Source organism: Candidatus Borrelia fainii (assembly GCF_027925085.1).
Taxonomy (GTDB): Bacteria; Spirochaetota; Spirochaetia; order Borreliales; family Borreliaceae; genus Borrelia; species Borrelia turicatae.
This window is the reverse complement of the sequence record NZ_AP027070.1, coordinates 647,316-670,697: the sequence shown is the minus strand read 5'-3', so window position 1 is coordinate 670,697 and position 23,382 is coordinate 647,316. Positions and strand designations below refer to the sequence as shown.

At 30.7% G+C, this 23,382-nt stretch carries 26 protein-coding genes; all 26 read right to left on the bottom strand.

Annotated elements, in window-relative coordinates:
• Positions 1–5: 5 nt before the first annotated feature.
• From QMG63_RS03115 to fliF, 26 genes are read right to left on the bottom strand one after another with little or no spacing between them, the layout of a single operon-like run.
• Complete coding sequence (locus tag QMG63_RS03115; protein ID WP_281861619.1) at positions 6–317, bottom strand: hypothetical protein; 312 nt, start codon at positions 315–317, stop codon at positions 6–8.
• Positions 318–341: 24 nt separating this feature from the next.
• Entirely contained in the window at positions 342–2,240 is a 1,899-nt protein-coding gene (locus QMG63_RS03110; protein WP_281861617.1) for a FapA family protein, read from the bottom strand.
• Between the two features lie 2 nt (positions 2,241–2,242).
• Positions 2,243–2,734, bottom strand: a complete 492-nt coding sequence (locus QMG63_RS03105; protein ID WP_281861616.1) for a hypothetical protein — start codon at positions 2,732–2,734, stop codon at positions 2,243–2,245.
• A gap of 5 nt (positions 2,735–2,739) precedes the next feature.
• Positions 2,740–3,627, bottom strand: a complete 888-nt coding sequence (locus tag QMG63_RS03100) for a MinD/ParA family protein (RefSeq protein ID WP_281862100.1) — start codon at positions 3,625–3,627, stop codon at positions 2,740–2,742.
• A 12-nt stretch (positions 3,628–3,639) separates the two neighbouring features.
• The gene (gene flhF / locus QMG63_RS03095; RefSeq protein ID WP_281862098.1) at positions 3,640–4,806 is read right to left on the bottom strand and encodes a flagellar biosynthesis GTPase FlhF; all 1,167 of its coding nucleotides are present in this window, start codon (positions 4,804–4,806) and stop codon (positions 3,640–3,642) included.
• Between the two features lie 4 nt (positions 4,807–4,810).
• A complete protein-coding gene (gene flhA / locus QMG63_RS03090; protein WP_281861614.1) occupies positions 4,811–6,901 on the bottom strand; it encodes a flagellar biosynthesis protein FlhA in 2,091 nt (696 codons plus the stop codon).
• Positions 6,902–6,910: 9 nt separating this feature from the next.
• Positions 6,911–8,032 (bottom strand): flagellar biosynthesis protein FlhB, encoded by a 1,122-nt coding sequence (gene flhB, locus QMG63_RS03085; RefSeq protein WP_281861612.1) that lies wholly within the window; start codon positions 8,030–8,032, stop codon positions 6,911–6,913.
• Positions 8,029–8,817, bottom strand: a complete 789-nt coding sequence (fliR, locus tag QMG63_RS03080) for a flagellar biosynthetic protein FliR (protein WP_281861610.1) — start codon at positions 8,815–8,817, stop codon at positions 8,029–8,031. The genes flhB and fliR overlap by 4 nt, the downstream gene beginning before the upstream one ends.
• Positions 8,818–8,832: 15 nt before the next feature.
• Positions 8,833–9,096 (bottom strand): flagellar biosynthesis protein FliQ, encoded by a 264-nt coding sequence (gene fliQ / locus QMG63_RS03075; RefSeq protein WP_011772231.1) that lies wholly within the window; start codon positions 9,094–9,096, stop codon positions 8,833–8,835.
• A gap of 9 nt (positions 9,097–9,105) precedes the next feature.
• A complete protein-coding gene (gene fliP / locus QMG63_RS03070; RefSeq protein ID WP_281861607.1) occupies positions 9,106–9,870 on the bottom strand; it encodes a flagellar type III secretion system pore protein FliP in 765 nt (254 codons plus the stop codon).
• A gap of 9 nt (positions 9,871–9,879) precedes the next feature.
• The gene (locus tag QMG63_RS03065; RefSeq protein ID WP_281861605.1) at positions 9,880–10,524 is read right to left on the bottom strand and encodes a flagellar biosynthesis protein FliZ; all 645 of its coding nucleotides are present in this window, start codon (positions 10,522–10,524) and stop codon (positions 9,880–9,882) included.
• The gene (fliN, locus tag QMG63_RS03060; protein WP_281861603.1) at positions 10,517–10,861 is read right to left on the bottom strand and encodes a flagellar motor switch protein FliN; all 345 of its coding nucleotides are present in this window, start codon (positions 10,859–10,861) and stop codon (positions 10,517–10,519) included. Before fliN ends, QMG63_RS03065 begins: the two co-directional genes overlap by 8 nt.
• A gap of 49 nt (positions 10,862–10,910) precedes the next feature.
• Positions 10,911–11,969, bottom strand: a complete 1,059-nt coding sequence (gene fliM / locus QMG63_RS03055; protein ID WP_281861601.1) for a flagellar motor switch protein FliM — start codon at positions 11,967–11,969, stop codon at positions 10,911–10,913.
• A gap of 19 nt (positions 11,970–11,988) precedes the next feature.
• Complete coding sequence (gene fliL / locus QMG63_RS03050) at positions 11,989–12,522, bottom strand: flagellar basal body-associated protein FliL (RefSeq protein WP_281861599.1); 534 nt, start codon at positions 12,520–12,522, stop codon at positions 11,989–11,991.
• 41 nt (positions 12,523–12,563) lie between these two features.
• Positions 12,564–13,349, bottom strand: a complete 786-nt coding sequence (gene motB, locus QMG63_RS03045; protein WP_281861598.1) for a flagellar motor protein MotB — start codon at positions 13,347–13,349, stop codon at positions 12,564–12,566.
• Entirely contained in the window at positions 13,349–14,134 is a 786-nt protein-coding gene (locus QMG63_RS03040) for a motility protein A (protein WP_281861596.1), read from the bottom strand. Before QMG63_RS03040 ends, motB begins: the two co-directional genes overlap by 1 nt.
• The gene (locus QMG63_RS03035; protein WP_281861595.1) at positions 14,131–14,352 is read right to left on the bottom strand and encodes a flagellar FlbD family protein; all 222 of its coding nucleotides are present in this window, start codon (positions 14,350–14,352) and stop codon (positions 14,131–14,133) included. The genes QMG63_RS03040 and QMG63_RS03035 overlap by 4 nt, the downstream gene beginning before the upstream one ends.
• Positions 14,353–14,368: 16 nt before the next feature.
• On the bottom strand, positions 14,369–15,697 hold the full coding sequence (gene flgE, locus QMG63_RS03030) for a flagellar hook protein FlgE (RefSeq protein WP_281861593.1): 1,329 nt from the start codon (positions 15,695–15,697) through the stop codon (positions 14,369–14,371).
• A 4-nt stretch (positions 15,698–15,701) separates the two neighbouring features.
• The gene (gene flgD / locus QMG63_RS03025) at positions 15,702–16,136 is read right to left on the bottom strand and encodes a flagellar hook assembly protein FlgD (RefSeq protein WP_281861591.1); all 435 of its coding nucleotides are present in this window, start codon (positions 16,134–16,136) and stop codon (positions 15,702–15,704) included.
• A 12-nt stretch (positions 16,137–16,148) separates the two neighbouring features.
• Positions 16,149–17,318: a flagellar hook-length control protein FliK gene (locus QMG63_RS03020; RefSeq protein WP_281861589.1), complete on the bottom strand. Its 1,170-nt coding sequence runs from the start codon at positions 17,316–17,318 to the stop codon at positions 16,149–16,151.
• A gap of 3 nt (positions 17,319–17,321) precedes the next feature.
• On the bottom strand, positions 17,322–17,936 hold the full coding sequence (locus QMG63_RS03015) for a periplasmic-type flagellar collar protein FlbB (RefSeq protein WP_281861587.1): 615 nt from the start codon (positions 17,934–17,936) through the stop codon (positions 17,322–17,324).
• Complete coding sequence (locus tag QMG63_RS03010; protein ID WP_281861584.1) at positions 17,933–18,361, bottom strand: flagellar protein FlbA; 429 nt, start codon at positions 18,359–18,361, stop codon at positions 17,933–17,935. The genes QMG63_RS03015 and QMG63_RS03010 overlap by 4 nt, the downstream gene beginning before the upstream one ends.
• Positions 18,358–19,665 carry a FliI/YscN family ATPase gene (locus QMG63_RS03005; RefSeq protein WP_281861583.1) on the bottom strand — a complete coding sequence of 436 codons (1,308 nt, stop codon included), beginning with the start codon at positions 19,663–19,665 and terminating at the stop codon, positions 18,358–18,360. The genes QMG63_RS03010 and QMG63_RS03005 overlap by 4 nt, the downstream gene beginning before the upstream one ends.
• Positions 19,666–19,681: 16 nt before the next feature.
• Positions 19,682–20,602 (bottom strand): flagellar assembly protein FliH, encoded by a 921-nt coding sequence (gene fliH, locus QMG63_RS03000; RefSeq protein ID WP_281861581.1) that lies wholly within the window; start codon positions 20,600–20,602, stop codon positions 19,682–19,684.
• Positions 20,603–20,616: 14 nt separating this feature from the next.
• A complete protein-coding gene (fliG, locus tag QMG63_RS02995) occupies positions 20,617–21,651 on the bottom strand; it encodes a flagellar motor switch protein FliG (RefSeq protein WP_281861579.1) in 1,035 nt (344 codons plus the stop codon).
• 15 nt (positions 21,652–21,666) lie between these two features.
• Complete coding sequence (gene fliF, locus QMG63_RS02990; RefSeq protein WP_281861577.1) at positions 21,667–23,373, bottom strand: flagellar basal-body MS-ring/collar protein FliF; 1,707 nt, start codon at positions 23,371–23,373, stop codon at positions 21,667–21,669.
• Positions 23,374–23,382 lie beyond the last annotated feature (9 nt).

Genomic DNA, 23,382 nt, shown 5'->3' with positions numbered 1-23,382 from the left:
TTAAACTATCGCTTAATATCAATGTTTCTTCCAATTTTTGGATCATGAAAATTAATATCATATATGCCAGATGAAGTTTTCTCACCAGTCTTAACCTTTGACCTTGTAATAAAATTGACATTACTATCCGCAATCTCATCAGCCGGATATATACTATTTATTTCAGAATCAACATGATAACTCTTGCTTTGATTTAAACTCAGATTTTCATTTTCTCTTATCTTCTTCTTCCTTAAATCTTCATTTGAAATTTCACTAGCCTTAAAAGCACCTTGTGTAATTATTTTTACAACTTCAGATGAACCATTAATATCCATAAAGCTCCTCCTACAATTTGCAAACTATTTAGATTTAAAAGGAACATAAGCTAACATTTTAATAATATTGTCATCCTCTACAAAAGTAATATTATGATAATCTCTTGGAAGTTCATAATAAGCATCTTTAATATATAACTTAACGCCAGTATAAGCTATGTACTCAACAAAAATTTTGCCATCAATCTTACTATTTTCAAGTGCATCTTGTAAACTTTCTTGCTTATCTTTTACCATCTTTATTTCCAAAATTAAAATATCTCGCTCATTAATAAGCTCATTACAACTGTCAATTTTTAAAGATTTCTCAGCCTTATCAACAGTAAGTTGAATGTTCTTCTTTAAAGTAGAGATATCTTTTATTAAAACTTCCAACCTCTTCTCAATCTTTACAAGATATTCAGTAAATTTAGATAGCAAAACTTTTATTTCAGGATCACATCCAACACAAATAGAAGTTTCAGCATTACCCTCAGATCCAATAGAATATGCTCGAACCTCTTCTCTTGCACGAACATCAGAACCAACTATCTTAGATTTTTTTCCAATGCAGAGAACTTTCTTTGTACAAGAAACAAAAGAATTGACAATTCCTCTTACAACTTCAATATCGCCTTCACATCGTACATTAACATTTTCTAAAAATTTGGACTTAATAGACTTCTTTGCATAAATCTCTGAACCACCCTTTCCATTAGCCCCACTGCGAAGAACAATAGAACCATCTGTTCTCAAATTACACCTACCAACAAGTCCATTGACTTCTATTCCACTCTTAGCCATAACATTATATCCATCTAAAACACTCCCCTTAACAAGCACCATACCATTATTTACTATATTTCCAGTACCAGGTCCAACATCACCCTCAACAACATAAACATCATGCACAGAAATAATACCATTTGCAATAGATATATATCCGTCACATCCTGCAATAATCTTATTTCCTTCCATGAAAGTATTATCTCCCAAAATCAAATCCAGCTCTCGACCATTCTCTGCTCTTAATATCTTTCCAAAAACAGTATACCCTTCAATACCCTCTGATAAGGGAATAATTTCTGCCAATTCATCTCCTCCATTAACATTTCTAAACTCATTACCTACAACACCATACTCATCTGAAGACTTACTCTTAGCAACAAAATTAATATAAGCATCTCTTCCCTTAACAGGATTTACTCCCCTTGCCATCTCAACTGGTTCACCATAAAAAGGATAATCTACAAATTCTTTTATTTTATTCTTAAGAAATGCTCGTTCTGATACTCCATATTTTTTAAGAATACTATAAATATCTTTTTCCAAAACTTCAGCACCATTAGGTCCAGGAACAGTAAATTCAACAGTTACTGACATTGAATCTTCTGATATATGAACCATCATAGTCACACTCTCAAAAAGATCGGCCTTAAAATCAGATACTTGTTCATACTTACCATTGGCATCCTCAATAACCGATCTAACAAAATTTTCATCCAAATCTTTGATATTACTATATGAAGCAAATTTATCCATTACATCTTTAAACTTAACAACACTCCCATCTCCTTGAGCAGGAGTAACCTTCAAAAATACCCCCTTGGCAGTTTTCCTGATAAAAAATTTCCCATCAAGAGGCGCAACTTCTTCAAATTCACTTTGTGAACTTAAAACATCAGTAACACCAAACTTTGAATAAGAATTCTTATAAGCAACTATTTTCCATTTTTTCTTACCATATCCAAATAGTCCACTATTTCCACGTACCAAGACCTCATAATTTAAGTCTTTATAAGGAACTGAAAGTTCTAAAGAAGCATCATTTAAAGCCTCTTCAAGTGTATCTGATTCCACCTCTATTAAATTAATACGATATTCTCTTTCTAAATAATTCTTAATTTTATTCCTAAAATCGGCAAAATCGCTAATCTTAGCCATAATTATTCCTTTTTATTAATCAAAGTCTTAATAGTCTCAGCAACAATTTTTGGATCAGTATTCTCAACATGTGAAATTTGATCCAATAACTTACTATTTAATTTACTCTCTTTAACAATTGTATCATATTTACTCATACTCAATTTTTCTGAAAGACTATAATTGTCATTATCACCTCTTTTATTATTATCAAGAGGGATATTTTTAGAAAAAGAGTTACCGTCATCTGTTTCAGGCTTACAGTTACTATTCTTATCAATGTCCTTTTCCCTTGTATCATTACGCAAACTATCATCTTTAAAAAGATCATACAAATATTTCTTGTATACAAATTCAAGTAAAAGTCCAATACAGAAAAAAACTATAAACTGAAAAACCGCTCTAAACAATACTGTAATAAAAGGCACTCGAGCAAAAACGCCAAGAATTACCGCAAGAACAAATGCAAACGCACTAAATAATAAAACATACTTGCGTCTCTTAGTAAATAACATATTACCTATCCCATCCCAAAAAATTTAGATATAAAACCTATGACACCTCTTCTTTTTTTATTATCAAAAGTAATTTCTTCAAGAGCAGCCATAATAGAATCAAGACAATAACTAGCCTTACTATTGGGATTTAATAAAATAAAAGGTCTTTGTTTAAAAACAGAATTTTTAATATTTTGATCTTCATAAACATATCCTAAATAATCAATATTTAAATTCAAAAACTGACTTGATATATCAATAACTTTTTTAGCCACTACTTTTCCCTCACTTACATTAGCCACTCTATTGACAACCAGTCTTAAATTTTTTAAATTTTCCATTTTATGAGATAAAACTTTGATTATACCATAAGCATCCGTTATAGAAGTAGGTTCTGGTGTTGTAACAATAACTACATCATCACTAGAAAACAAAAACGAAATAACCTGTCTTGAAATTCCAGCACTAGTATCTATTATTACTATGTCATATTCATAAACTTTTAATAACTCCTTTATAAACTGATTCATCTCAGTTTCTGACAAATCTAAAAGTTCTGTTGTCCCAGAAGCACCAGCTAAAAGATCAATATTATATTCTGTTTTTGTTATTACATCCTTAATACCTCGCCCTTGCATAATCATGTGATAAATATTGTACTTTGGAATGACTCCAAGCAGAATATTAATGTTAGCCATACCAATATCTGCATCAAAAACTAAAACTTTTTTACCAAGATTTGCATACTTAAGAGCAAGACCAACAGCAATATTACTTTTGCCAACACCACCTTTTCCACTAGTAACGGAAATAAATCTTGTTCTATTATTTTGAATTTTATCATCAATAACAAAACTAGCCCTATTATTCAATCTCATAATATCACGTAAACTTTGAGCCTGATCTTTTATCATATATTATCCTTAATAATAAGATTTACCTTTTAGTTTTCGAATAAATTCAATATCATCACTTATTCTATATCCATTTATTTTTTTGATAAAGGTAAGCGGTTCTGCAATACTAATATTATGAGGAACAATTTGCCCATCAGTAACATAAGAAACTTCTTTTCTCATTTCATGAATTAAACTTATTAAATTACCAACACACGTTGTCTCATCTAACTTTGTAAAAATCACGGTTTTATAGCTAAAGGGAGAAAATTGATGAAATATTTCTTTAATATCTGCCGTCTTTGTAGTAGAGCTTACAGCCAAATGAAATTCAGCATCACGACCACAAGCATTAAGAAGTTCCTTCATCTCAGCAAGCTTCATAAAATCTTTAGGACTCTTACCAATTGTATCAATAAGAACAAGATCAAAATCCTTTGACTGTGTAATCTCTTCTCTTAAATCTTTAAAAGATTCAATCGCCTTAACAGGAATCCCCATAATATCACCATATGTTTGAATTTGTTTCTTAGCTCCTATACGATAGTTATCAATGGTAATAATCTTAATATTCAAACTCTTATCATCACTATTAATTCCATAAATCGCTGCAAGTTTTGCAATAGTAGTAGTCTTCCCAACACCCGTTGGTCCAACTAAAATAAAAATTCTTTTCTTAAGATTATCAATAATAGAACCTGAACATTTAATAGTCTTAGCAATGTATATTATAACACTGTCTTTAATTTTATCATAATCATCAAGATCTGATAAACTAAACTCTCTCTTAATAAAATTATTAATATCTTTAATGTAACTTTCAGAAAAATCATTATTACGTAAAATATCTTCTATTTTTAAAATTGTTGGATGATTAATTTCTTCCTTTTTATGTGCAAGTTCATTTTTAAGAGATTTAACTTCCTTAATTACATCCTCAATTGAAGAACTCTCTTCTTTTTTAATGCTTTGAAGAATTTTACGCTTCTCCTCTTCGACATTTATTTGCTGCTGTCCAATGTCATATCTAACATAACCTGAAACTTCAATCCAATCTCTACTAAATAAGCCAAATATTCCTCCATGAGCTATTGTCTTATAAGTCATCACTCTAGCATTTTTTCCATATTTCTTCTTAACAGTTTCTATGACCTCATTATAGGTTGGACCTCTTTCTGTAAAATACTGAACCATAATACTACTCTTCAACCTCTACTGTTTTAAGCACATTAACTTTAACATTTTTAGGAACCTCTAAAACAGATATAACAACAATATCTGGAAGTTCCCTACTGGTTAAGACCCTTATTATAGGTCGTGCAGATTCACTAGATAGTATAACGGGATAATATCCTTGTGATTGAACCTCATTTACAAGTCTAAAAAGTTCATAAATAAATTTAGTTTTTAAATTTGGATCAAGAGAACTTATAAGATCGTTATTGGTCTCAAATCGTGAATCAATTATTTTTTGCTCAAATTCTGGATTTATTGTTATCACATTAAGTTCTAAATTAGAATTTAAATATCCACTAACTATTTGCCTTCCAATTGCTTGTCTACATTTTTCAATTAAAAAAAATGTATCTTTAGTAATACTCGTAAAGTCTGCTATTGTTTCAAAAATTGTAACTAAATTACGTATTGAGACTTGTTCTTTTAAAAGACCTTGTAATACTCTTTGAATCTCTCCCACTGAAAAATCCTTTAAAACTTCTTCAACAATAGCTCCATAATCTTTTTTAAAGATATCAAGAATATTTTGAATATCTTGACGTGTCAAAATCTCACAAGCATGCCTCTTAATAAGCTCAGTTATATGAGTAGCAATAATTGAAGGAGGATCAACTACAGTATAACCCAATTTTTCAGCAATTTCCCTCCCATTATCATTTACCCAAAGAGATGGGAGTCCAAATGAAGGATCTTTTGTAAGATCTCCTTCAATACCAGAATCAGATCCCACATTTATAACCAAAAACTTACCCAACTTAATTTCCCCATGTCCAATTTCTACTCCCCTAAGCTTAAATGAATACTCATTTGGTTCAAGTCGCATATTATCCACTATTCTAATCTTAGGCACAACTATTCCTAATTCAATAGCAATTTCACGACGTATTTTCACAATACGATCAAGAAGTTCTGAAGTCTTTGAATCATCAACTATTGGAACAAGATTATATCCAATCTCTAAAGTCAATGGATCTAGTGGCACTACAGGAGAAATTTCCTTATCAGCATAACTTAATATTTGCTCTTCGGCTTTTTGTTTTTCATTAAGTTCTCTATTCCTATCTAAGTTAGACAGTGAATAAGCTAAAAAGGCTATCAACACACCTAAAAGAATGAGTATTAAAGTAGGAAACCCTGGAAGAAATGCCAAAAATAATAAAAACCCAGATACAATCCAATAAATTCCTGAATAGGAAGTAAATTGTTCAATAATTTCTACTCCAAAACTATTTTTTGATATCGATCTAGTAACAATAAGTCCTGTTGCTGTTGAAATTAACAATGCTGGAAGCTGAGAAACAAGTCCATCTCCAACAGTCAAAGATACGTAATTATTAACCGCATCGCTAAAACTAAGTCCTTGAAGAGTAACCCCTATTATAAGTCCCCCAAGAATATTTATAAGCGTTATTAAAAATCCAACCTTCACATTGCCTGATACAAATTTAGAAGCACCATCCATAGCACCATAAAAATTTACTTCAGCCTGCAAATCATTTTTCTGCCTTGTAGCTTCCTCTTCTGTTAAATTTCCAGAACTATAGGCAGAATCAATAGCCATCTGTTTTCCAGGAAGAGCATCAAGAGCAAAACGAGCGGCCACTTCAGCAACTCTTGTAGCACCCTTAGTGATAACAATAAATTGAACTGCAATTATAATAAGAAATATTATAAAACCAACAAAGAGACCTTGAGTTCCAGAAGTTCCAACAACAAATGTTCCAAAGGCCCTTATCATTTGACCATCGAAATTCATTCCTTTTATCAAAATTAATCTAGTAGAAGAAATATTTAAAACAAGACCAAAAATGGTCATCACAAGTAAAAGTGTTGGGAAAACTGAAAAATCAAGTGAACGTTTGGAATAAAGGACAATAAGCATAACTAAAAGACTTATTACCAAATTAACTGCAATCAAAGCATCTAAAATAAATGCAGGAAGAGGCAAAATAAAACTAGCAACAACAAGTATTAAGCCAACTGAAACTACCAAGTCCGCTTTATTATTAAGTCCAAAATATACTAATAAAGAATTTTTTCTTGCATCCAACAAACTTAACCTCTAATTAAATTTTTTAGCAATAGAATACACTTTCACAAGAATTTTAGAAACAATTTCCCAATATTCTCTTGGAATTTCTTCATTAACATCAACATTAGCATAAAGATTCCTTGCAAGGGACTTATTTTCCATCACAGGAATATTATTCTCTCTGGCAATTTGTTTAATTACAAATGCAATTTCATCTTGCCCTTTTGCAAGCACCTTTGGTGCTAACATAGTATTACTATCCCACTTAATAGCAACAGCAAAATGTTCCGGATTAGTAATTACTACATCCGCTTGAGGAACCGTTACTTTTAAATTAGCATTCAAAATTTCTCTCATTCGCTCCCGCATTCTAGAACGAAGCAGAGGATCTCCTTCCATTTCTTTTCTCTCTTGCTTTACCTCTTCTTTTGTCATTTTCAAATTTTCAATATAACGAGTTCTTTGAAAGAGATAATCCAATATACTAATACCCATCAATACTATTATTGAAAAAAAACATATTCTGTAAGCAAGACTTAATATAACAGAAATACCATCTTCAAGACTATATTCAAACATTCTTGAGATTTTACCTATATTGCTTCTTAGCATTATATAATATATAAAAGATATTATAGCAACTTTTGATAAACTTTTAAACAAATTAAAAAAAGCATCGAATGAACCAAAAGAATTTTTAATCCACTTTGAAAAATTTGGATTTACTCTATCCCACTTGGGAACTACAGGTTTAAAGGTTATCAAAAAGCCAACTTGCACAACGTTAATTAAAAAAACAACTATAAACGATATCAAAAGAAATATAATCACATATCCAAGCATCGATCTAATATATGCAAAACCCAATGAATAAATACTAATCGACATTATCTCTGGAAGCTTACCAGCTTGCCACTTAAAAACATCCATTAATTCGTAAGAAAAATAAGATAACATAAAGAAAAACACAGAAAACAATATGAAAAGAGTAACTGCCACATTAATTTCGGTTGATTTTAATACTTGCCCCTCTTCTCTTGCTTTTTGTTTTTTCTGTTCAGTAGGAAGTTCAGTTCTACCCTCATCCTCTGAGGCAAAAAAATTAAGAGGTATATACCAATTTTTACTTAAAAATTCATTTCTAGTATTCATTTTAAGGTCTCAGAAAATAAATTTAAAGCATTCATCATAGATTCTAAAGCAAGTTCAATTACTCTCTTAACAGACATCACCAAACTTGGAAAACCAATATATAAAATAATTAATCCCAATACTAACGAAACTGCAAAACTAATCATTAATAAATTAATCTGGGGAGTGGTCTTTGAAAGTATACCTAAAATTAAATATAAAAGTAAAAGAACCCCTAATATTGGAAGAGAAATTATCAAAGCTTTTTCAAAAAGAATAGCAAAAGAATAAAACATCAACTTAATAAATTCATAATTTTTTATATTAACCATATTTTCAACTCTAACATTTAAAACAGAATCATGCACTCCAATCATAAAGAAACGCAACAAAACATTATTTGATAAAAATAAAAGTAAAAAAAGACAAGTAAATAATTGAGATATTACCAAATTATCTTCTTCTGCAAAAACATCGAAAATATTTGCATAAGCAAGACCCATCTGATTTGAGAAAAAAAATCCAAGCAAATGAAAAACACTAAAAATTATGCTTACAAAAAAAGCCTGAATAAGACCTAAAATGGCTTCTCCTGCTAATATCAATGTAAATGCAATCAAATTATCTAAAGGGTAAACAATATTTATCTTATCTACAACAATAATAGACAAAATTAAAGCAAAGAAAAAATTTAAATAACTCATTCTTATAGTTGCAAAAAAAGGTGAAAACCTTAGAAAAAGAAAAATTCTAACAAACACAGGCAAGATCACAAAAGACTTTAAAACTAAAAAATTCATATTCATACTTTAATCCATACATTATATATTTTGTATTTGACTAAAAACCATAAAAGCAAAAAGCATAAGCTTTTTTAAAATCCAAGGACCAAATATAACAAGAGTTAAAAGTATTATAATAATCTTGGGAATAAAACTAAGTGTTTGATCTTGAATAGATGTAACAGCTTGAAAAATTGAAATTAAAAGACCAACTATAAGAGCTGTAATCAACATTGGTGCTGAGAGAATAATAATATTCTCAATGGAAATTCTAATTAAATAAATAATTTGTCCTGTTGTCATCTAAATCCTTCACATAAAGCTTTTCACAAGCCCACTAGTAATCAAAGTCCAACCATCTACCATTACAAAAAGCATAAGTTTGAATGGTAAAGATATCATTACAGGCGGCAACATTATCATTCCCATTGCCATTAAAACAGCAGCTACAATAATGTCTATTACTATGAATGGTAAAAATATTAAAATGCCCATTTTAAAAGCAACTTTCAGTTCGTGCAAAACAAAAGATGCAATAAGAACATGAGTAGGAACTTCACTAAAATTATTAGGCTTGGGGTAATTACTAATACTCATAAACAATCTAATCTCTTCATGCTTACTATTAGACATTTGCTTATACATAAAATTTCTAAGAGGAGCAATTCCCCTATCATAAAATTCATTAAAACCTATTTTTGAATCCTGAAGAGGCAAATATGCTTCTTTATATATTATGTTAAAAGTTGGCCACATAGTAAAAAGAGTTAAAAATAAAGCTAATCCCATTATTACCTGATTAGGTGGTGATTGTTGAAGTGATAATGCCCTTCTAATAAAATCTAATACTATTGCTATCCTTAAAAAAGAAGTCATTAAAACTAAGAAAGCTGGAGAAAGAGTTATTATAGTTAATATCAATAACAGTTGCAAAGGAAAAATTATTCCACCGCCAATAGAATTCACAAGATCAACAAACGGAAAATTTAAACCAGTAGTAGTTTGCAAAGATTTAGTTTGAGCAAATGCAAAATTTATGACTCCAAGAAATAAGAAAAAACTTAATTTTTTACTCAAATTTAACCTCTAAAATTTTTTCAGCCTATCTTGTTTGCTTTTTAAAGAAGTCTCAATATCGTTCTCCAATGCCGTATACTCAGTCTCATCAAACAATAACTCATCTTTTTTGTTCTTACGCAATACTTTATTAAAAATTGACTTAAATGTAGTTACATCACTAAGATTTTTAGCTTTATCAAGCTCAAATTTTAAATTATCTAGTTCTTTACCCTGTTTAATCTCTCTTAGCAAAATAGAAGAATTACTTGATACTAAAAATACATAAACATTATCTAGTATACTGATAACCCTTACAGAATTTTTATTGTCTATTTTATAAAAAGCAAGCTCTCTTATAAAATCTGATTTATAAGCATTTTTAACTTTTTTATGACTTAGAATCATTTTTTTGAACAAAAAGATACAAATAAGAAAAAAAAGAAAGAACAGAAATATAGTAACTAAATCTGAAATATTGAAAAGAGATATATTTTGTATATCTTTATTATTCAAATTAGCCTTATCACCCTCAAATATCGGTAAATTAACCTCACTCTCTAAGCTAGAAGAAAAAACATCTAAATCAACTTCATTTTCCTGTGCAAACAAATTTTTGAAAAAAAATATAAAAAAAATTAAAAACACAAACTTAAATAAAGTTAATTTACTCATTTTTGATTTTAATTATTTCGGTAATTCTAACACCAAAATTTTCATCAATTACAACAACCTCTCCTTTAGCTATCACTTTACCATTTACCAAAATATCTACAGGTTCACCAGCAAGTTTATCAAGTGTAATAATCGTCCCCTCAGACATGCCAAGTATATCTTTTATTTTACGCTCAGTTCTACCAAGTTCAACAGTAACTTGCATAGAAACATCCATCAAAAGACCAAAATTACTAGGATCAACACCTTCAGGCAAAGTATCAATTAAATCAGGAAGTTTAACACCCTTTATCTCAGGTTTTTCTTCACCAATATTACTCTTATCATCTATAGCCATTAATTCACCTCTTTACTAAACTTATTAACGCATTTAAACTTTTAAAAACCTATTCAACCTCTTCAGTGAGCTCTTTTAACAAATCAAAATCCTCTACTTCACCAACTTTTTCTGTAACCTGAACTGAAATCTTATTTCCAACAAGACCCATTCTGCACTTAAATTTTTTTTTAGTCCCTACCTTTAAGATCAAATCTTTATCTATTGGAGAATTTTCAAAATTAAGAACATCACCTTTTGCTAAGGATAATATTTCTCTTACCTTTAATTTAACCTCTCCAATTTCAGCCACTAAAAGCATATCTGTATTTTCAAGCTTTTCTCTAAGGATGTCAAGATTTTCACTAGTAGTGCCCACACCAATTAAAGAATGCCAATATCTTGTTGAAAGCTTAGATACAATAGGCTCTATTGTAATATAAGGCAAACAAAAATTCATAAGCCCTTCAACTTTACCTATCTTAACTTCAAGAGTTACTAAAATAACCATTTCTGTTGGAGGAACTATTTGCGCAAATTGAGGATTAACCTCTATGTGCCCAAAACGAGGCCTAAGATCGACTACCTGCGACCAAGCTTCTCTCATATTAGCAAGTATACGGATAATAACACTTTCCATGACAGACTGTTCTATTTCTGTTAAATCCCTACTCTTATCCTTAATAGTATCTCCATCTCCTCCAAAAAGTCTATCAACTATTGCAAACGCAATGGTTGGATCAACCTCAAAAATAGCAGAACCCTTAAGAGGATCCATATTAATTATTGCTAAAGTAGTAGGATTTGGAATAGATCTAATAAACTCTTCATAGGTCAACTGATCAACTGAGGCTACATGCACATGAACCATCTTCCTCAAAAGTGCTGAGAGTGAAGTTGTAGTATACCTTGCAAATGCTTCATGAAAACTTGATACTGTCCTTACTTGTTCTTTTGAAAATTTGTCTGGTCTTTTAAAATCATAAACTTTAATTTTCTGTTTCTTGCCCATAGAACTAGATATGATATTAGAAAGTGAATCATCTGATGATAAATTATCAGATGAATTAATAGATTCTAAAAGACTGTCTATATCATCTTGTGATAATGCTCCTGGATTACCTGCCATTCAAAATTCCTTTTAAAACTCACATATCAAAAATATCAATTTGTGTTAATGCTATTTCTTTTATTTCACCATTTCGAAGAATACTATTAATTCTAGCCTTAATTTCCGCCTTAATCTGACTTTCGTTCTTTATCTCTTGTCCTGTTCTTTGGCTAAAATATTCTCTAATAATATCTTTTAACCGCACTTTCTGTCTTCCAAGTTCACTTAAAATATTTACATTATTCTCAGCATAACCTAATGCAAGTTTTATGACAAAAGTCTTTGGAGGAGTATCTTGAGTAGTTCCCCTAATTTCATCTATGCTTTCATACCATATAAGCATAGGGGGTTTCCCCAAATATTCATTAGAAAAAATTGGGAAATTATTAGGTGCTCCACTTTGACTTACTACCATCTTAGAAACAAAATAAGCAACTATTATCATGATAACAACAGTAAATAGTCCTATAGCTAACATTTGCAAAATTTTTATTATAACATCAGGTAGAAATCCCATTCTCTTATTATTCGCACCACCTACGTCAATACTACCATCATCTCTTTCAGGCATATTACCTCCTATAAATTTCCTCTTTCATTACTAAAACATTATTATTGATTAATACCTTTAGTAGAACTCAAAGAAGCATCACTAGTAATCAAAATATCTATTCTTCTATTATAAGCTCTACCTTCAGGAGTATCATCTGTGGCAACCGGTCTACTTCCCGCAAATCCAGACACCTCAAATTTACTCTCAATGCTTTGGATCTTAGACTGATCGGTGTAATTCAAAATCTGCTCTAACATATTTACTGCTCTTGCCGATGAAAGCTCCCAATTGCTTTTCCAAATTCCATTTATATTAACATCAACATTGTCTGTATGTCCTTCGATTTTAAAATTATACCCTTGATTATCCAAAAAACCAATAAAAGAAGCTATCTTTTGTATAGTTTCCCTATTATCATCAAGCTTAACCTCAGCACTAGCTGAATCAAAAAAAGCATCGGCTAAAAGAGATACAACAACACCTTGTTCATAATGCCTCACAATAACCTTATTAGACTGAATTTTTTCAATAAATTCAATAATAAACTTATTTTTAGATCTCTGAGAAGATTGCTTATTTTTCCCAGTAGAGGGTAAATACATAAAACTATTACTCAAATAAGAAAGCTTATTAATATCTAAGGTCTTACCGCCCTTAAAAAATCCGGAACCTGTAAACGAAGCTGACATTATTTTTATTATATTTTCTTTGAAAAGAATATCATTTAATGAAAACATAGTAACAAAAAAAACAAGTAACAAGGTAACCATGTCTCCATACGTTAACATATACTCAGGAGCACCTTCTTCACACTTTAAACGTTTTTTCCTATTTCTCAATGACATCACTCGCCCCCAAAAATACCGCTTCCAAGCTGACTCCTATCTTTAGGAGTTAAAAACGTTACCAATTTTTGTTCTAAAATTCTAGGGTTATCCCCTGCCTGAATTGATAAAATACCCTCAACGATCATCGTCTTAATTGATGCTTCCTCAATATCTATAGATTCTAATTTAATTTGAATAGGAAGCAACATTAAATTTGCCATTATTGTACCATAAAGAGTTGTAATAAGAGCAACAGCCATAGAAGAACCAAGAGCTGATTTGTCTTCTAAATTTCCAAGAAGAGCTATAAGCCCAATAAGCGTACCTGTCATCCCAAAAGCAGGAGCAAGTTTCCCCCAAGTTCCAAAAAGATCAGCACCAATCTTATGTCTCTCTTGCATTTGATCAAGTTCAAGATAAAGCATAGTTCTAATTATCTCAGGATCAGCACCATCAACGACAAGTCTCATTCCAGACTTAAAAAAAGGATCATTGATTTGCTCAAGTTCATCATCAAGAGATAAAAGCCCTTCTTTTCTGGCTTTTTCTGAAAGTTCAACTAAAGTCTTTATAATGGGAACTTTACCAAAAGAACTCTTTTTAAAGAAAAATCCTAAATATGTAGGAATTTTTTTTACAGTGGGAATTTCTGAGGAAGCCACAAGTGCAGAAAAAGAACCAACAACCGTAATAAACACAGAACTTAAATCCCAAAAAACCCCTAATCCTGTAGGAGTAAATGCCATAGAAATTAAAATAGCACCAAATCCAACGCCCCATCCAACTATACTAGCTAAATTCATAGCTCAACTCCCTTATTCTCTTGTGTAATTCTGTCTAACAAAGCAATCTCTCTCCTATGCATCTTGATTTTATCCACAACCTCTACTATATCTTCTTTTACAATCAATTTTTTACCATTCATAAGAAGAATCGTAGTATCAGGATTAGCTTCAATACTCTCAATATGACAAGGATTTAAATAATACCCATCGCCATTAAGTTTAGTTACATAAATCATAAACTAAAACAAAAAATTAATTCTTAAGTCTTACAAGCTCTTGTAATAACTGATCCGAAGTGGTTATAGTTTTAGCATTAGCCTGAAAACCTCTTTGAGTAACTATCATATCTGTAAATTGTTCAGCAAGATCAACATTAGCCATTTCTAAAACTCCTGCTCTAATAGTACCAAGGCCTGCCAAACCAGTTTCACCTATCTTAGCCTGACCTGAATTACTTGTCTCAATAAAATTAGTATCACCTACCTTTGCAAGTCCCCCAGGATTAACAAATGAAGCAAGCGCAATTTTGCCAATATCTCGCCTAATACCATTTGAATAAACTCCCATTATTATGCCATTTTGATCTATTTCATAGTTTTCCATATATCCCATACCATATCCATCTTGAATAATAGCCTTTGTAGTACTTGCATCAGCAAATTGCGTAATTGAATCAGTATAACTACCAACAGTACCAAGTCTAAGATTAATAGTTTGCTGCTCACCAACTTCTCCAGTGTTAGCATTCACAACACCAAAAGTTACAGGAAATTCAAGCAAATCACCAGGCTGACCTGCCTGACCATTTAAAGAAAGCAATGCTCCTTCATTATTAAAGCCTATTGTAAAATTGGAATTTGTCTCTCCATTTACTAAAACTGTAGTGTTCCATAAATTAGGAGTAGTTGTATCCTTTACAACTCTAAGTTCAACAACACTAGTATTTCCAAAATTATCATAAATAGTCTTATTAACAACCCAAGTACCACGAGCAACATCCACTTCACTTGCACCTTCCCCAATTATAGGTAATCTTTTATCAAGATTACAAGCAAAAGTAATGTGTTCAGTAGCCTTAGCACCTTCTTTATCTCCAATAGGAATAACTAAATCTTCAACATCAGCAGATGTATTAATAACCTGTTCGCCCCCAATAGACTTTGCCATCCAACCTTGAATTCTCATACCATTTGCAGGATTTACAAGATGCCTATTAGAATCAACATCAAATGCACCAGCTCTTGTATAAAAAGAATTATTACCATCTCTTAAAATAAAAAAACCATTACCACTAATTCCAAGATCAGAAGCTTTTTGGGTGCTTTGAAAAGATCCTTGAGTATGAATAGTATCAATAGTAGCAACACCCATTCCAAGACCAACTTGTTTTGGATTAACACCTCCACGCCCATCAGTAGGACGAGACGCACCAGAAATACTTTGAGATATCATATCTTGAAAATTAACTCTTCCTTTCTTAAAACCAATAGTATTAACATTGGCAATGTTATTACCAACAACATCCATTCTTGTTTGATGATTCTGAAGACCAGAAACACCAGAATATAAAGACCTCATCATATAATTACTCCTCTAATCCTACTGACAAAATATTATTATAAATATAATACTTGCCATCAATCATAATTTGTGGAACTATTCCTGTTTTAATATTTGTAACTTTACCCTTAATAATCTCTCCATCAACATGTTCAAATTCAACTATTTTTCCCAATAAATCCAAATCTTTATTTATACCAAGAACAGATGAAAGACTCTCAAAAGATTTACTCATATTTGTCATTTGTTCAAGAGCTGAAAATTGTGCCATTTGAGCAATAAATTCTTTATCTTTCATTGGATCTGTAGGATCTTGATATTTAAGTTGAGTAATAAGTAGTTTCAAAAAATCATCCCGACCAAGATTATTACCCTTAACACCTCTTTGTACCTTAGAATTAGATATTTCCTTAGTTCGGCCTATACCGACTAAATTGTCAATATGATCAATTGTACTCATCTATCCTCCATTTTAAACAATAAAATTAATACTTTTTTCTAAATCACCAGAAATCTCAATATTATCCTCAATTTTAAAGATATTATTCTTATTCAAAGAAGATGATTGACTCTCAACATCTTCCTCAAAATTACTAGAAAAAAACCCAGAACCACTACCTGCAAGAGAAAGATTTAAACTAGTATTAAAACCATTATCATTTAACATTTTACTGATTGAATACATATTTTGCTCAAAAAGAGTCCTAACATTATGATTATCAACTATAATCTTACCTAATAAATTATTATTAGAATCAAGATTTAAATTAATTCTTATACTACCAAGTCTTTTAGGCTTTAAAATCAGCCTAATTTCCCCTGTATCATTCGATTTTAACACAATTTTGGCCTTATTCACAATATTATGATTTATTTTTAAATTCCATTCTGACATTAAATTATCAGTAATATGATCAATAAAAGATCCTTTAACAGGTTTTGTATTAAAACTAGAAAGATCACCTATAGATTCTGCCAATCCATCAAACGTTTCTTTAAGACCATATTTGCCAATATAATTTCCACCATCAATTAACCTAACCCTAGAACCTGAACTAAGAAATTCCTTAACACTATCATTTTTTTTAAAATTTTTAACATCAATAGCAATAACATCTTTTTCCCTATCTCTCTTTACAACATTCAAATCTCTATGATTAGAATTAAAATCAACACTTAAAATATCAAAATTAAAAAGAGAATTTACATTGCCAAACAAAATATTAAGATCAGACAAAACTTTTTCAAAAATTTTTAATATTTCTACTTTGTCACTAAGTTCAGAATCAAAAGACAAACTCTCACTTAAAACTTTCAGACTTTCAAAATCAAATAAATTATTCACCTTTTTTACTAAAGATTTTAAATTAGACACGAAACCGTTATCACTAAATTTTTCAAAGGCAAAGGGATTTTTTAAAGAGATATTCTTAAAATCCTTACTTACAAGGCCATTACTTTTTAAAAATTTTACAAATTCTAGTATTGAATCCCTAAACTTAGACAAATTTTGAATCTCTAAAGAAATAAGATCTGAAAAAACACCCTTTTTAGCCTGACTAAAAATACCACCTACATTTACAAAATTAAAATCCTTGTTTAGACTTGGCAAACTAACAATAGTCTTACTTAAATTATTCATGCATCACTCCAATGAACTAACAGACATTTTTCTAATTAGTACAGCGGCCTTCTTAGAATCCATAAGAGACAACCAATAAGGAACAATAGACACCCGTCCCTCTTTTTTAGCAATATCTTCCACCTTACGCATATAATATATTGCAATCTCATCATTAAGTTCTTCAAGCCTCTTAACAGCATCCTTTGGTGGCATATTAATTAAATATAAAGCAGCCTGAGCAAAATTTGCGTCTTCATCTTTATATTTATTGACAATATCATCAATTACTTTCTGTTTCAGATCTAAATCTTTTTGCTTTTGATTAAGTTCGGCTTCTAATTTATTCAAACTATCTTCTCTCTTTTTCAATTCTTCTCTCAATTTTTCAACTTGTTGACCTTTAATATAAATCGCTTCTTTTTCCTTTATCATTCTAATCTCTTCAAGACTAATATGTGTATATTCAAGCGGCTGAGCATCTCCCTTAAAAAGCAAAGACCTAATATACACAGGCAAGTAATCTCTAGTTTGATATATGCCAAATAAATCGATCAAAAAAAATGAAAACACTAAGAAAAAAATAACCAAAAACAACCACAAAACAAATCTAAGTAAAAATAACAAGAAATCATTCATTGATTATTCCCTAATTTTTTACAAATTCTATAACTAACATATTCATCTAAAAACAAGCTTTCGCCTTTTACTTTTTCTTTAATTATAATATCATCTAAAGTTTTTATTAATATGTCAACCTTTTTTTCTTCTCCATATTTCTTCAAATAAATATCATGATACTTATCATACTCATGCTTAAGCTTTTCAAGCTTTTTCAACTCTTTCCCTTTTATATAAGTCAAATAATCCAAATAATTTCCTTTCGAAAAAACATCCATATTGTTTAATTTATTTAAACCTTCAGACATTCCTTCTAGAAATTCTTCTATTTTTGAAATCTTATTATTTACATTCACTAAATCGTTTTCGCTGAACTTCCTATCATAAGCCCTAATACTCAATATTTTTTCGAAAATTTTTTTCTTAAAAATTAAATCATTCAAGCTAATATTTCTCTCAATTCACTATCCAAATTTTCAAAATCAAACTCCTCTTGTATTCCTTGAGACAAAAAATCAATAATTTTTGGATATTTTGCAACTGCCAAATCAACTTCTTTATTAGAACCTTTAATATAAATTCCCGTCTTAATTAAATCTTCATAACTTTTATAAATTGATAATAAATTCCTAATCTTAGATATCAATTTTTGTTTCTCAAAATTTACTATTCTATGAAGAGATCTTGAAGTAGAACTTAAAATATTTACAGAAGGATAAATCCCTCTATCAAATAAATCTCTATCCAAAATAATGTGTCCATCTAAAACAGCTTTCATATTATCAGCTATTGGTTCTGTAAAATCATCACCCTCAACAAGCACAGTATAAAACCCTGTAATACTACCCTTAGAATTAAGTCCTGAACGCTCAAGCAAAATAGGAATTTCTACAAAAACAGAAGGGGGATATCCTTTAGTAGCAGGTGGCTCTCCCATAGAAAGACTAATTTCTCTTTTAGCATTTGCAAATCTTGTAATTGAATCAAACAGTAACATAACATCCATCCCACGATCTCTAAAATATTCAGCTATTAATGTTGCAGTATAAGCCCCTTTATATCTTGAAATAGGAGATGCATCAGAGGTTGAAACAATCAAAACACTTTTCTTAAAACATTCTTCTCCAAGATCATAATTAATAAACTCATTAAGCTCACGGCCTCTCTCACCAATAAATGCAATAACATTAACATCTGCCTTAGAATTTTTAGCAATCATACCAAGCAAAGTAGACTTACCAACACCCGCACCTGAGAAAATACCTACACGTTGCCCCTTTGCGACTGGTAAAAACCCATCAAGAACTTTAACACCAGTAACTATTTGCTCAGAAAAAACACCTCTACTTAAAGGATTAATACTACTAAAACTTAATTCTTTATAAAAATTACCAAAAAATTGCCCTTTATTATCAATAGGCCTACCAAGAGAATCAATCACCCTACCAAGTAATTCATCACTAAGATTAATCTGAAGCTTCTTACCTAAAGAGCAAACTTTATCGCCAATCTCAATTCCATCAAATCCTTCATAAGCCATAAGGTTAACAAAAGATCCATTTAAACCTAAAACTTCAGCATATATTTTTTTACCACTTCTCTGTTCAATTGAACATAAATCACCAATACCACATTTTGGGCCCAAACTTTCTACCAAAAGTCCTTTAATCTTCCTTACTTTACCAATAAGAGATATAGGCTCAACATCATCCAATATTTTTGAATAACCTTCAAAAAAGGTGTCCATCAATATTCCTTAATCTCTAAAATATAGAAGAAAAATTTTTAAATTTCTCCTCTATTCTATCCAGTTGGGATGAAATTCGTGCATCTATTTCCCCAAAATCAGTCTCAATAATACATCCTCCCTTTCCTATGTTAACGTCTTCAACAACTTCTAAGTTTTTTATAAAATCAAATTTAGAAATAAACTCATGTTTTTGATGACTCACAACATCTATATCATCAAGATTAACACGAATAACAATATTTGTTTTGCTTTTTACTTTCTTTAAAGCTTCATTTACATTTTCTATAACAACATCTTTCTGAGAATCTATAATTTTTTTAACCACCTTAACTGCAATCTGCATGACAAGATTCATTATGTGTTCCCCTGAAGATTCAAGTATCTCCTTTCTCTTTGCAATCAAAGAAGATATTATATTATTTAATTTTCCTAATATTTTATCATAATCTTCACGACCCTTATTAAACCCTGCATCATACCCTTCATTTCTTCCTCTTGCCATTTCCGTTTCAAGTTCCCTTTTTAATCGCGCTTCATGTTCTTTAACTATTTTTTCAATTTCTAAATTGGACTCTTGCTCAATCGCTCCTTTTTTGTTATCCGCTTCCTTTTGCAAAGCTTCAGCTCTCTCACTAGCCAAACTTACTATTTTGTTAGCCTGTTCTTTAGCTTCTTCAAGAATCTTAAAACATTCAGCATCTATTTCCTTTTTAGCAAGCTCATGTTCACGTTCAATTTCCTCTTGAAGTTTTGCTCTTTGATTTATTAAGTCTTCAAGCTCATTGCGAAGCTTAATGCTACGACTATTTATGTCACTAAGTTCATTTTCTTTTCTCTTAATTTCCAACGATTTAAAAATAGGATTTGTAATCTCAACAAACTCTAACTTTACTGCATTTACAACTTCTTTTGATTTATATAAAACCTTAGGCAAATACAACTCCTTCCTCAGACAAGTACATCTTCTTCACCACCCCTTGAGATTACTATTTCACCCTGCTCTTCTAATTTTCTAATAAGAGAAACAATTTTTTGCTGAGCTTCCTCAACATCTTTACGTCTAGTAGGCCCTAAAAATTCCATATCTTCCTTAAGCATTCCAGCAGCCCTCTTAGACATATTTTTAAAAATCTTATCTTGAACAGATGCATCAACTGATTTTAAAGCTTTTGCTAACTCCTGACCATCTATTTCTCTTAAAATTCTCTGTATTGATCTATCATCAAGAAGAACAATATCTTCAAATACAAACATTTTCTTTTTAATTTCCTCTGCAAGTTCAGGATCCTCTTCTTCAAGGGATTCAATAATAAATTTCTCTGTCTTTCGATCGGCCATGTTAATTATTTCAACAACATTATCAACACCTCCAGCTGAAGTATAGTCCTCTGAAGATAAAGAAGCCAACTTTTTCTCAAGCACTCTTTCAACTTCTCTTACCACTTCAGGAGAAGTTCTATCCATCAATGCAATTCTTCTTGCAACATTAGTTTGAATTTCAGTAGGAAGGCTAGAGAGAATAAATGAAGCTTTTTGAGGATCAAGATACGAAAGTATTAAAGCAATTGTCTGTGGATGTTCTTGTTGAATAAAGTTTAAAATATTAGCAGGATCTGCTCTTCTAACAAATTCAAAAGGCCTTGATTGCAAAGCAGAACCTAAATTATTAATAATATCTACTGCTTTTTGAGTACCAAGGGATTTCTCAAGAAGCTCCCTAGCATAATCTATTCCACCCTTTTGAATAAATTCTTGAGCCATCATTAACTCTTTAAATTCTAAGAGAACACTATCTTTAAGATCCGAGGTAACAACATCAAGTCTTGCTATTTCAAAAGTTAAAGATTCTATCTCCTCTTGAGATAAATATTTAAATATTTTAGATGAAATTTCAGAACCTATTGAAACTAATAAAATAGCGGCTTTCTGTTTTCCCGTTAAAGTAGAAATACCTAATATCTCTTTTTCTTTTTGCTCTTCCATATAGATTATTACCCTTTATACATTCTTCACAATCCATGTTCTAATAAGCTTAGCAACATCTTCTGGTTTCTCTCTAGCTAAAAGTTCAGCATTACTTTGAAGTTCATCCTCTTCTCTAATTCCACCAACAACATCATCAACACCAATATCATTGCTATCCATTAATGCTTGCTGACGTCTTAAATGTGCTTGCCTTGAAAACTCTTCTTCTTTAAGGCGTCTTCTTCTCTCAAGTTCTCTAGACACAATGAAAAATATCGTAAATATTAATATCAACAATGCAAATATTATACTTACTGTAAAAATAAGAAACTTAAATTTTTCAGTTGAAAAATAATCTTCATCTATCTTTCTAAATTCATTCACTCGATCAAAGGCAACATTCCTAATGGCAATTGAATCCCCCCTCTCCGGCTTATACTCAAAAGAACTCTGTAAAACATCTGTAATATTTTTTAAAGCTTCATCAGAAATAGGCTTATATTCCCTTTTACGCATGCCATTTTCTATAATAAAATTTCCAGACTCATCATAAACAAAATCCCAAACACCATCTATAAAAATACCAAGAGAAATCCCTGCAATTCTAGCAGGCTCCTTTTCGTTTAAAGATTTTTTCTCATTAAGAGCAACATTCTTTATTTCTTTAAACTCATTTGACTTACCGATAATATCACTTAAATCTCGGTACTCAGGAGGAGTATTACCTTCTTGACCAGGTGGCCCCCATGGACTATAACCTTGTCCCTCGTATTCTCTTTTATGCACTTGTGAAGAAAGCAATGTAGAATCACTAACTTTCCTTGTGTTATAAGAAACTCTTGGATCCTGGGGCTCAATCTCAATAGGAGCATACTCTTTAGATTCCGTAGTTTGACGAGAAGTATCAAGTGTCACATTAACTCTTGCAATCATAAATCTATCAACAGATAAAACCTTACTTAAAGCGGAATTAATTTCATCTCGAAGCATAGTTTCATATTTTAATTTAAGCTTTCTTTCCTTTTCAGCCAAATCAATCCTATCAACGCCATCTAAATTAGAAAAATCATTTAAAATAGTCCCTTTATTATCAACAATAGCAATATTATCCGATTCAAGACCCTCAATAGCATATTGAATCAGCTTAACAAGTCCTTCCACCTTTTTACGATTAGTCACAATATCAGAACCAGGCTTAGGAGTAATTCTAACAGACGCTTTAACTGCTTCCTGTGATTCTTTAAAAAGAGCCTTTTCTGGCATCACAAGATTAATACTAACAGCATCAACATCATCAAGAGCTACAATATGCTGTTCAACAGCTCTTGTAATCGATCTCCGAAGATTAACATTTCTCTCAAAATCCGTAATGGTCCATCTATCAATATCAAAAAGAGACCAAGGATCCATATGCATAGGAATAAGCTCTTCTCTTACAAGAATTGCTCTCATTTTTTTTGAAATATTTTCATCACTTAAGTAAATTTTTCCATCAGCAGCAACAATATATTCAACACTTTCTCTATCCAATCTTTGCACTATTCTATCTAACAAGTACTGCTCTTTAATACCAACACCAAAAAGAGCAACACCTTGTTTTTTAGTAGAAAATCCTATTAAAAAAATAAATGCTAAAATTATGAATAAAGCAATAACACCAAAAGCCACTTTTTGAACCATACTGGCCTTTTTGAAATTCTTATTTACTGATGCAAAAAACTTAGTAATAAAATTGTTCAAACCGAATAG

Excerpts from the sequence above, each read along its gene's own strand:
- QMG63_RS03105 (WP_281861616.1), bottom strand. The coding sequence starts at position 2,734 with ATGTTATTTACTAAGAGACGCAAGTATGTTTTATTATTTAGTGCGTTT.
- fliG (WP_281861579.1), bottom strand. The coding sequence starts at position 21,651 with ATGGAAGAGCAAAAAGAAAAAGAGATATTAGGTATTTCTACTTTAACG.
- QMG63_RS03110 (WP_281861617.1), bottom strand. The coding sequence starts at position 2,240 with ATGGCTAAGATTAGCGATTTTGCCGATTTTAGGAATAAAATTAAGAAT.
- fliN (WP_281861603.1), bottom strand. The coding sequence starts at position 10,861 with ATGGCTATAGATGATAAGAGTAATATTGGTGAAGAAAAACCTGAGATA.
- fliM (WP_281861601.1), bottom strand. The coding sequence starts at position 11,969 with ATGGCAGGTAATCCAGGAGCATTATCACAAGATGATATAGACAGTCTT.
- flgE (WP_281861593.1), bottom strand. The coding sequence starts at position 15,697 with ATGATGAGGTCTTTATATTCTGGTGTTTCTGGTCTTCAGAATCATCAA.
- motB (WP_281861598.1), bottom strand. The coding sequence starts at position 13,349 with ATGTCATTGAGAAATAGGAAAAAACGTTTAAAGTGTGAAGAAGGTGCT.
- flgD (WP_281861591.1), bottom strand. The coding sequence starts at position 16,136 with ATGAGTACAATTGATCATATTGACAATTTAGTCGGTATAGGCCGAACT.
- QMG63_RS03065 (WP_281861605.1), bottom strand. The coding sequence starts at position 10,524 with ATGAGTAAATTAACTTTATTTAAGTTTGTGTTTTTAATTTTTTTTATA.
- QMG63_RS03015 (WP_281861587.1), bottom strand. The coding sequence starts at position 17,936 with ATGAATGATTTCTTGTTATTTTTACTTAGATTTGTTTTGTGGTTGTTT.
- QMG63_RS03040 (WP_281861596.1), bottom strand. The coding sequence starts at position 14,134 with ATGAATTTAGCTAGTATAGTTGGATGGGGCGTTGGATTTGGTGCTATT.
- flhB (WP_281861612.1), bottom strand. The coding sequence starts at position 8,032 with ATGAATACTAGAAATGAATTTTTAAGTAAAAATTGGTATATACCTCTT.
- QMG63_RS03005 (WP_281861583.1), bottom strand. The coding sequence starts at position 19,665 with ATGGACACCTTTTTTGAAGGTTATTCAAAAATATTGGATGATGTTGAG.
- QMG63_RS03020 (WP_281861589.1), bottom strand. The coding sequence starts at position 17,318 with ATGAATAATTTAAGTAAGACTATTGTTAGTTTGCCAAGTCTAAACAAG.
- fliL (WP_281861599.1), bottom strand. The coding sequence starts at position 12,522 with ATGCCTGAAAGAGATGATGGTAGTATTGACGTAGGTGGTGCGAATAAT.
- flhF (WP_281862098.1), bottom strand. The coding sequence starts at position 4,806 with ATGGTTCAGTATTTTACAGAAAGAGGTCCAACCTATAATGAGGTCATA.
- QMG63_RS03115 (WP_281861619.1), bottom strand. The coding sequence starts at position 317 with ATGGATATTAATGGTTCATCTGAAGTTGTAAAAATAATTACACAAGGT.
- QMG63_RS03035 (WP_281861595.1), bottom strand. The coding sequence starts at position 14,352 with ATGATTTATGTAACTAAACTTAATGGCGATGGGTATTATTTAAATCCT.
- fliR (WP_281861610.1), bottom strand. The coding sequence starts at position 8,817 with ATGAATATGAATTTTTTAGTTTTAAAGTCTTTTGTGATCTTGCCTGTG.
- fliQ (WP_011772231.1), bottom strand. The coding sequence starts at position 9,096 with ATGACAACAGGACAAATTATTTATTTAATTAGAATTTCCATTGAGAAT.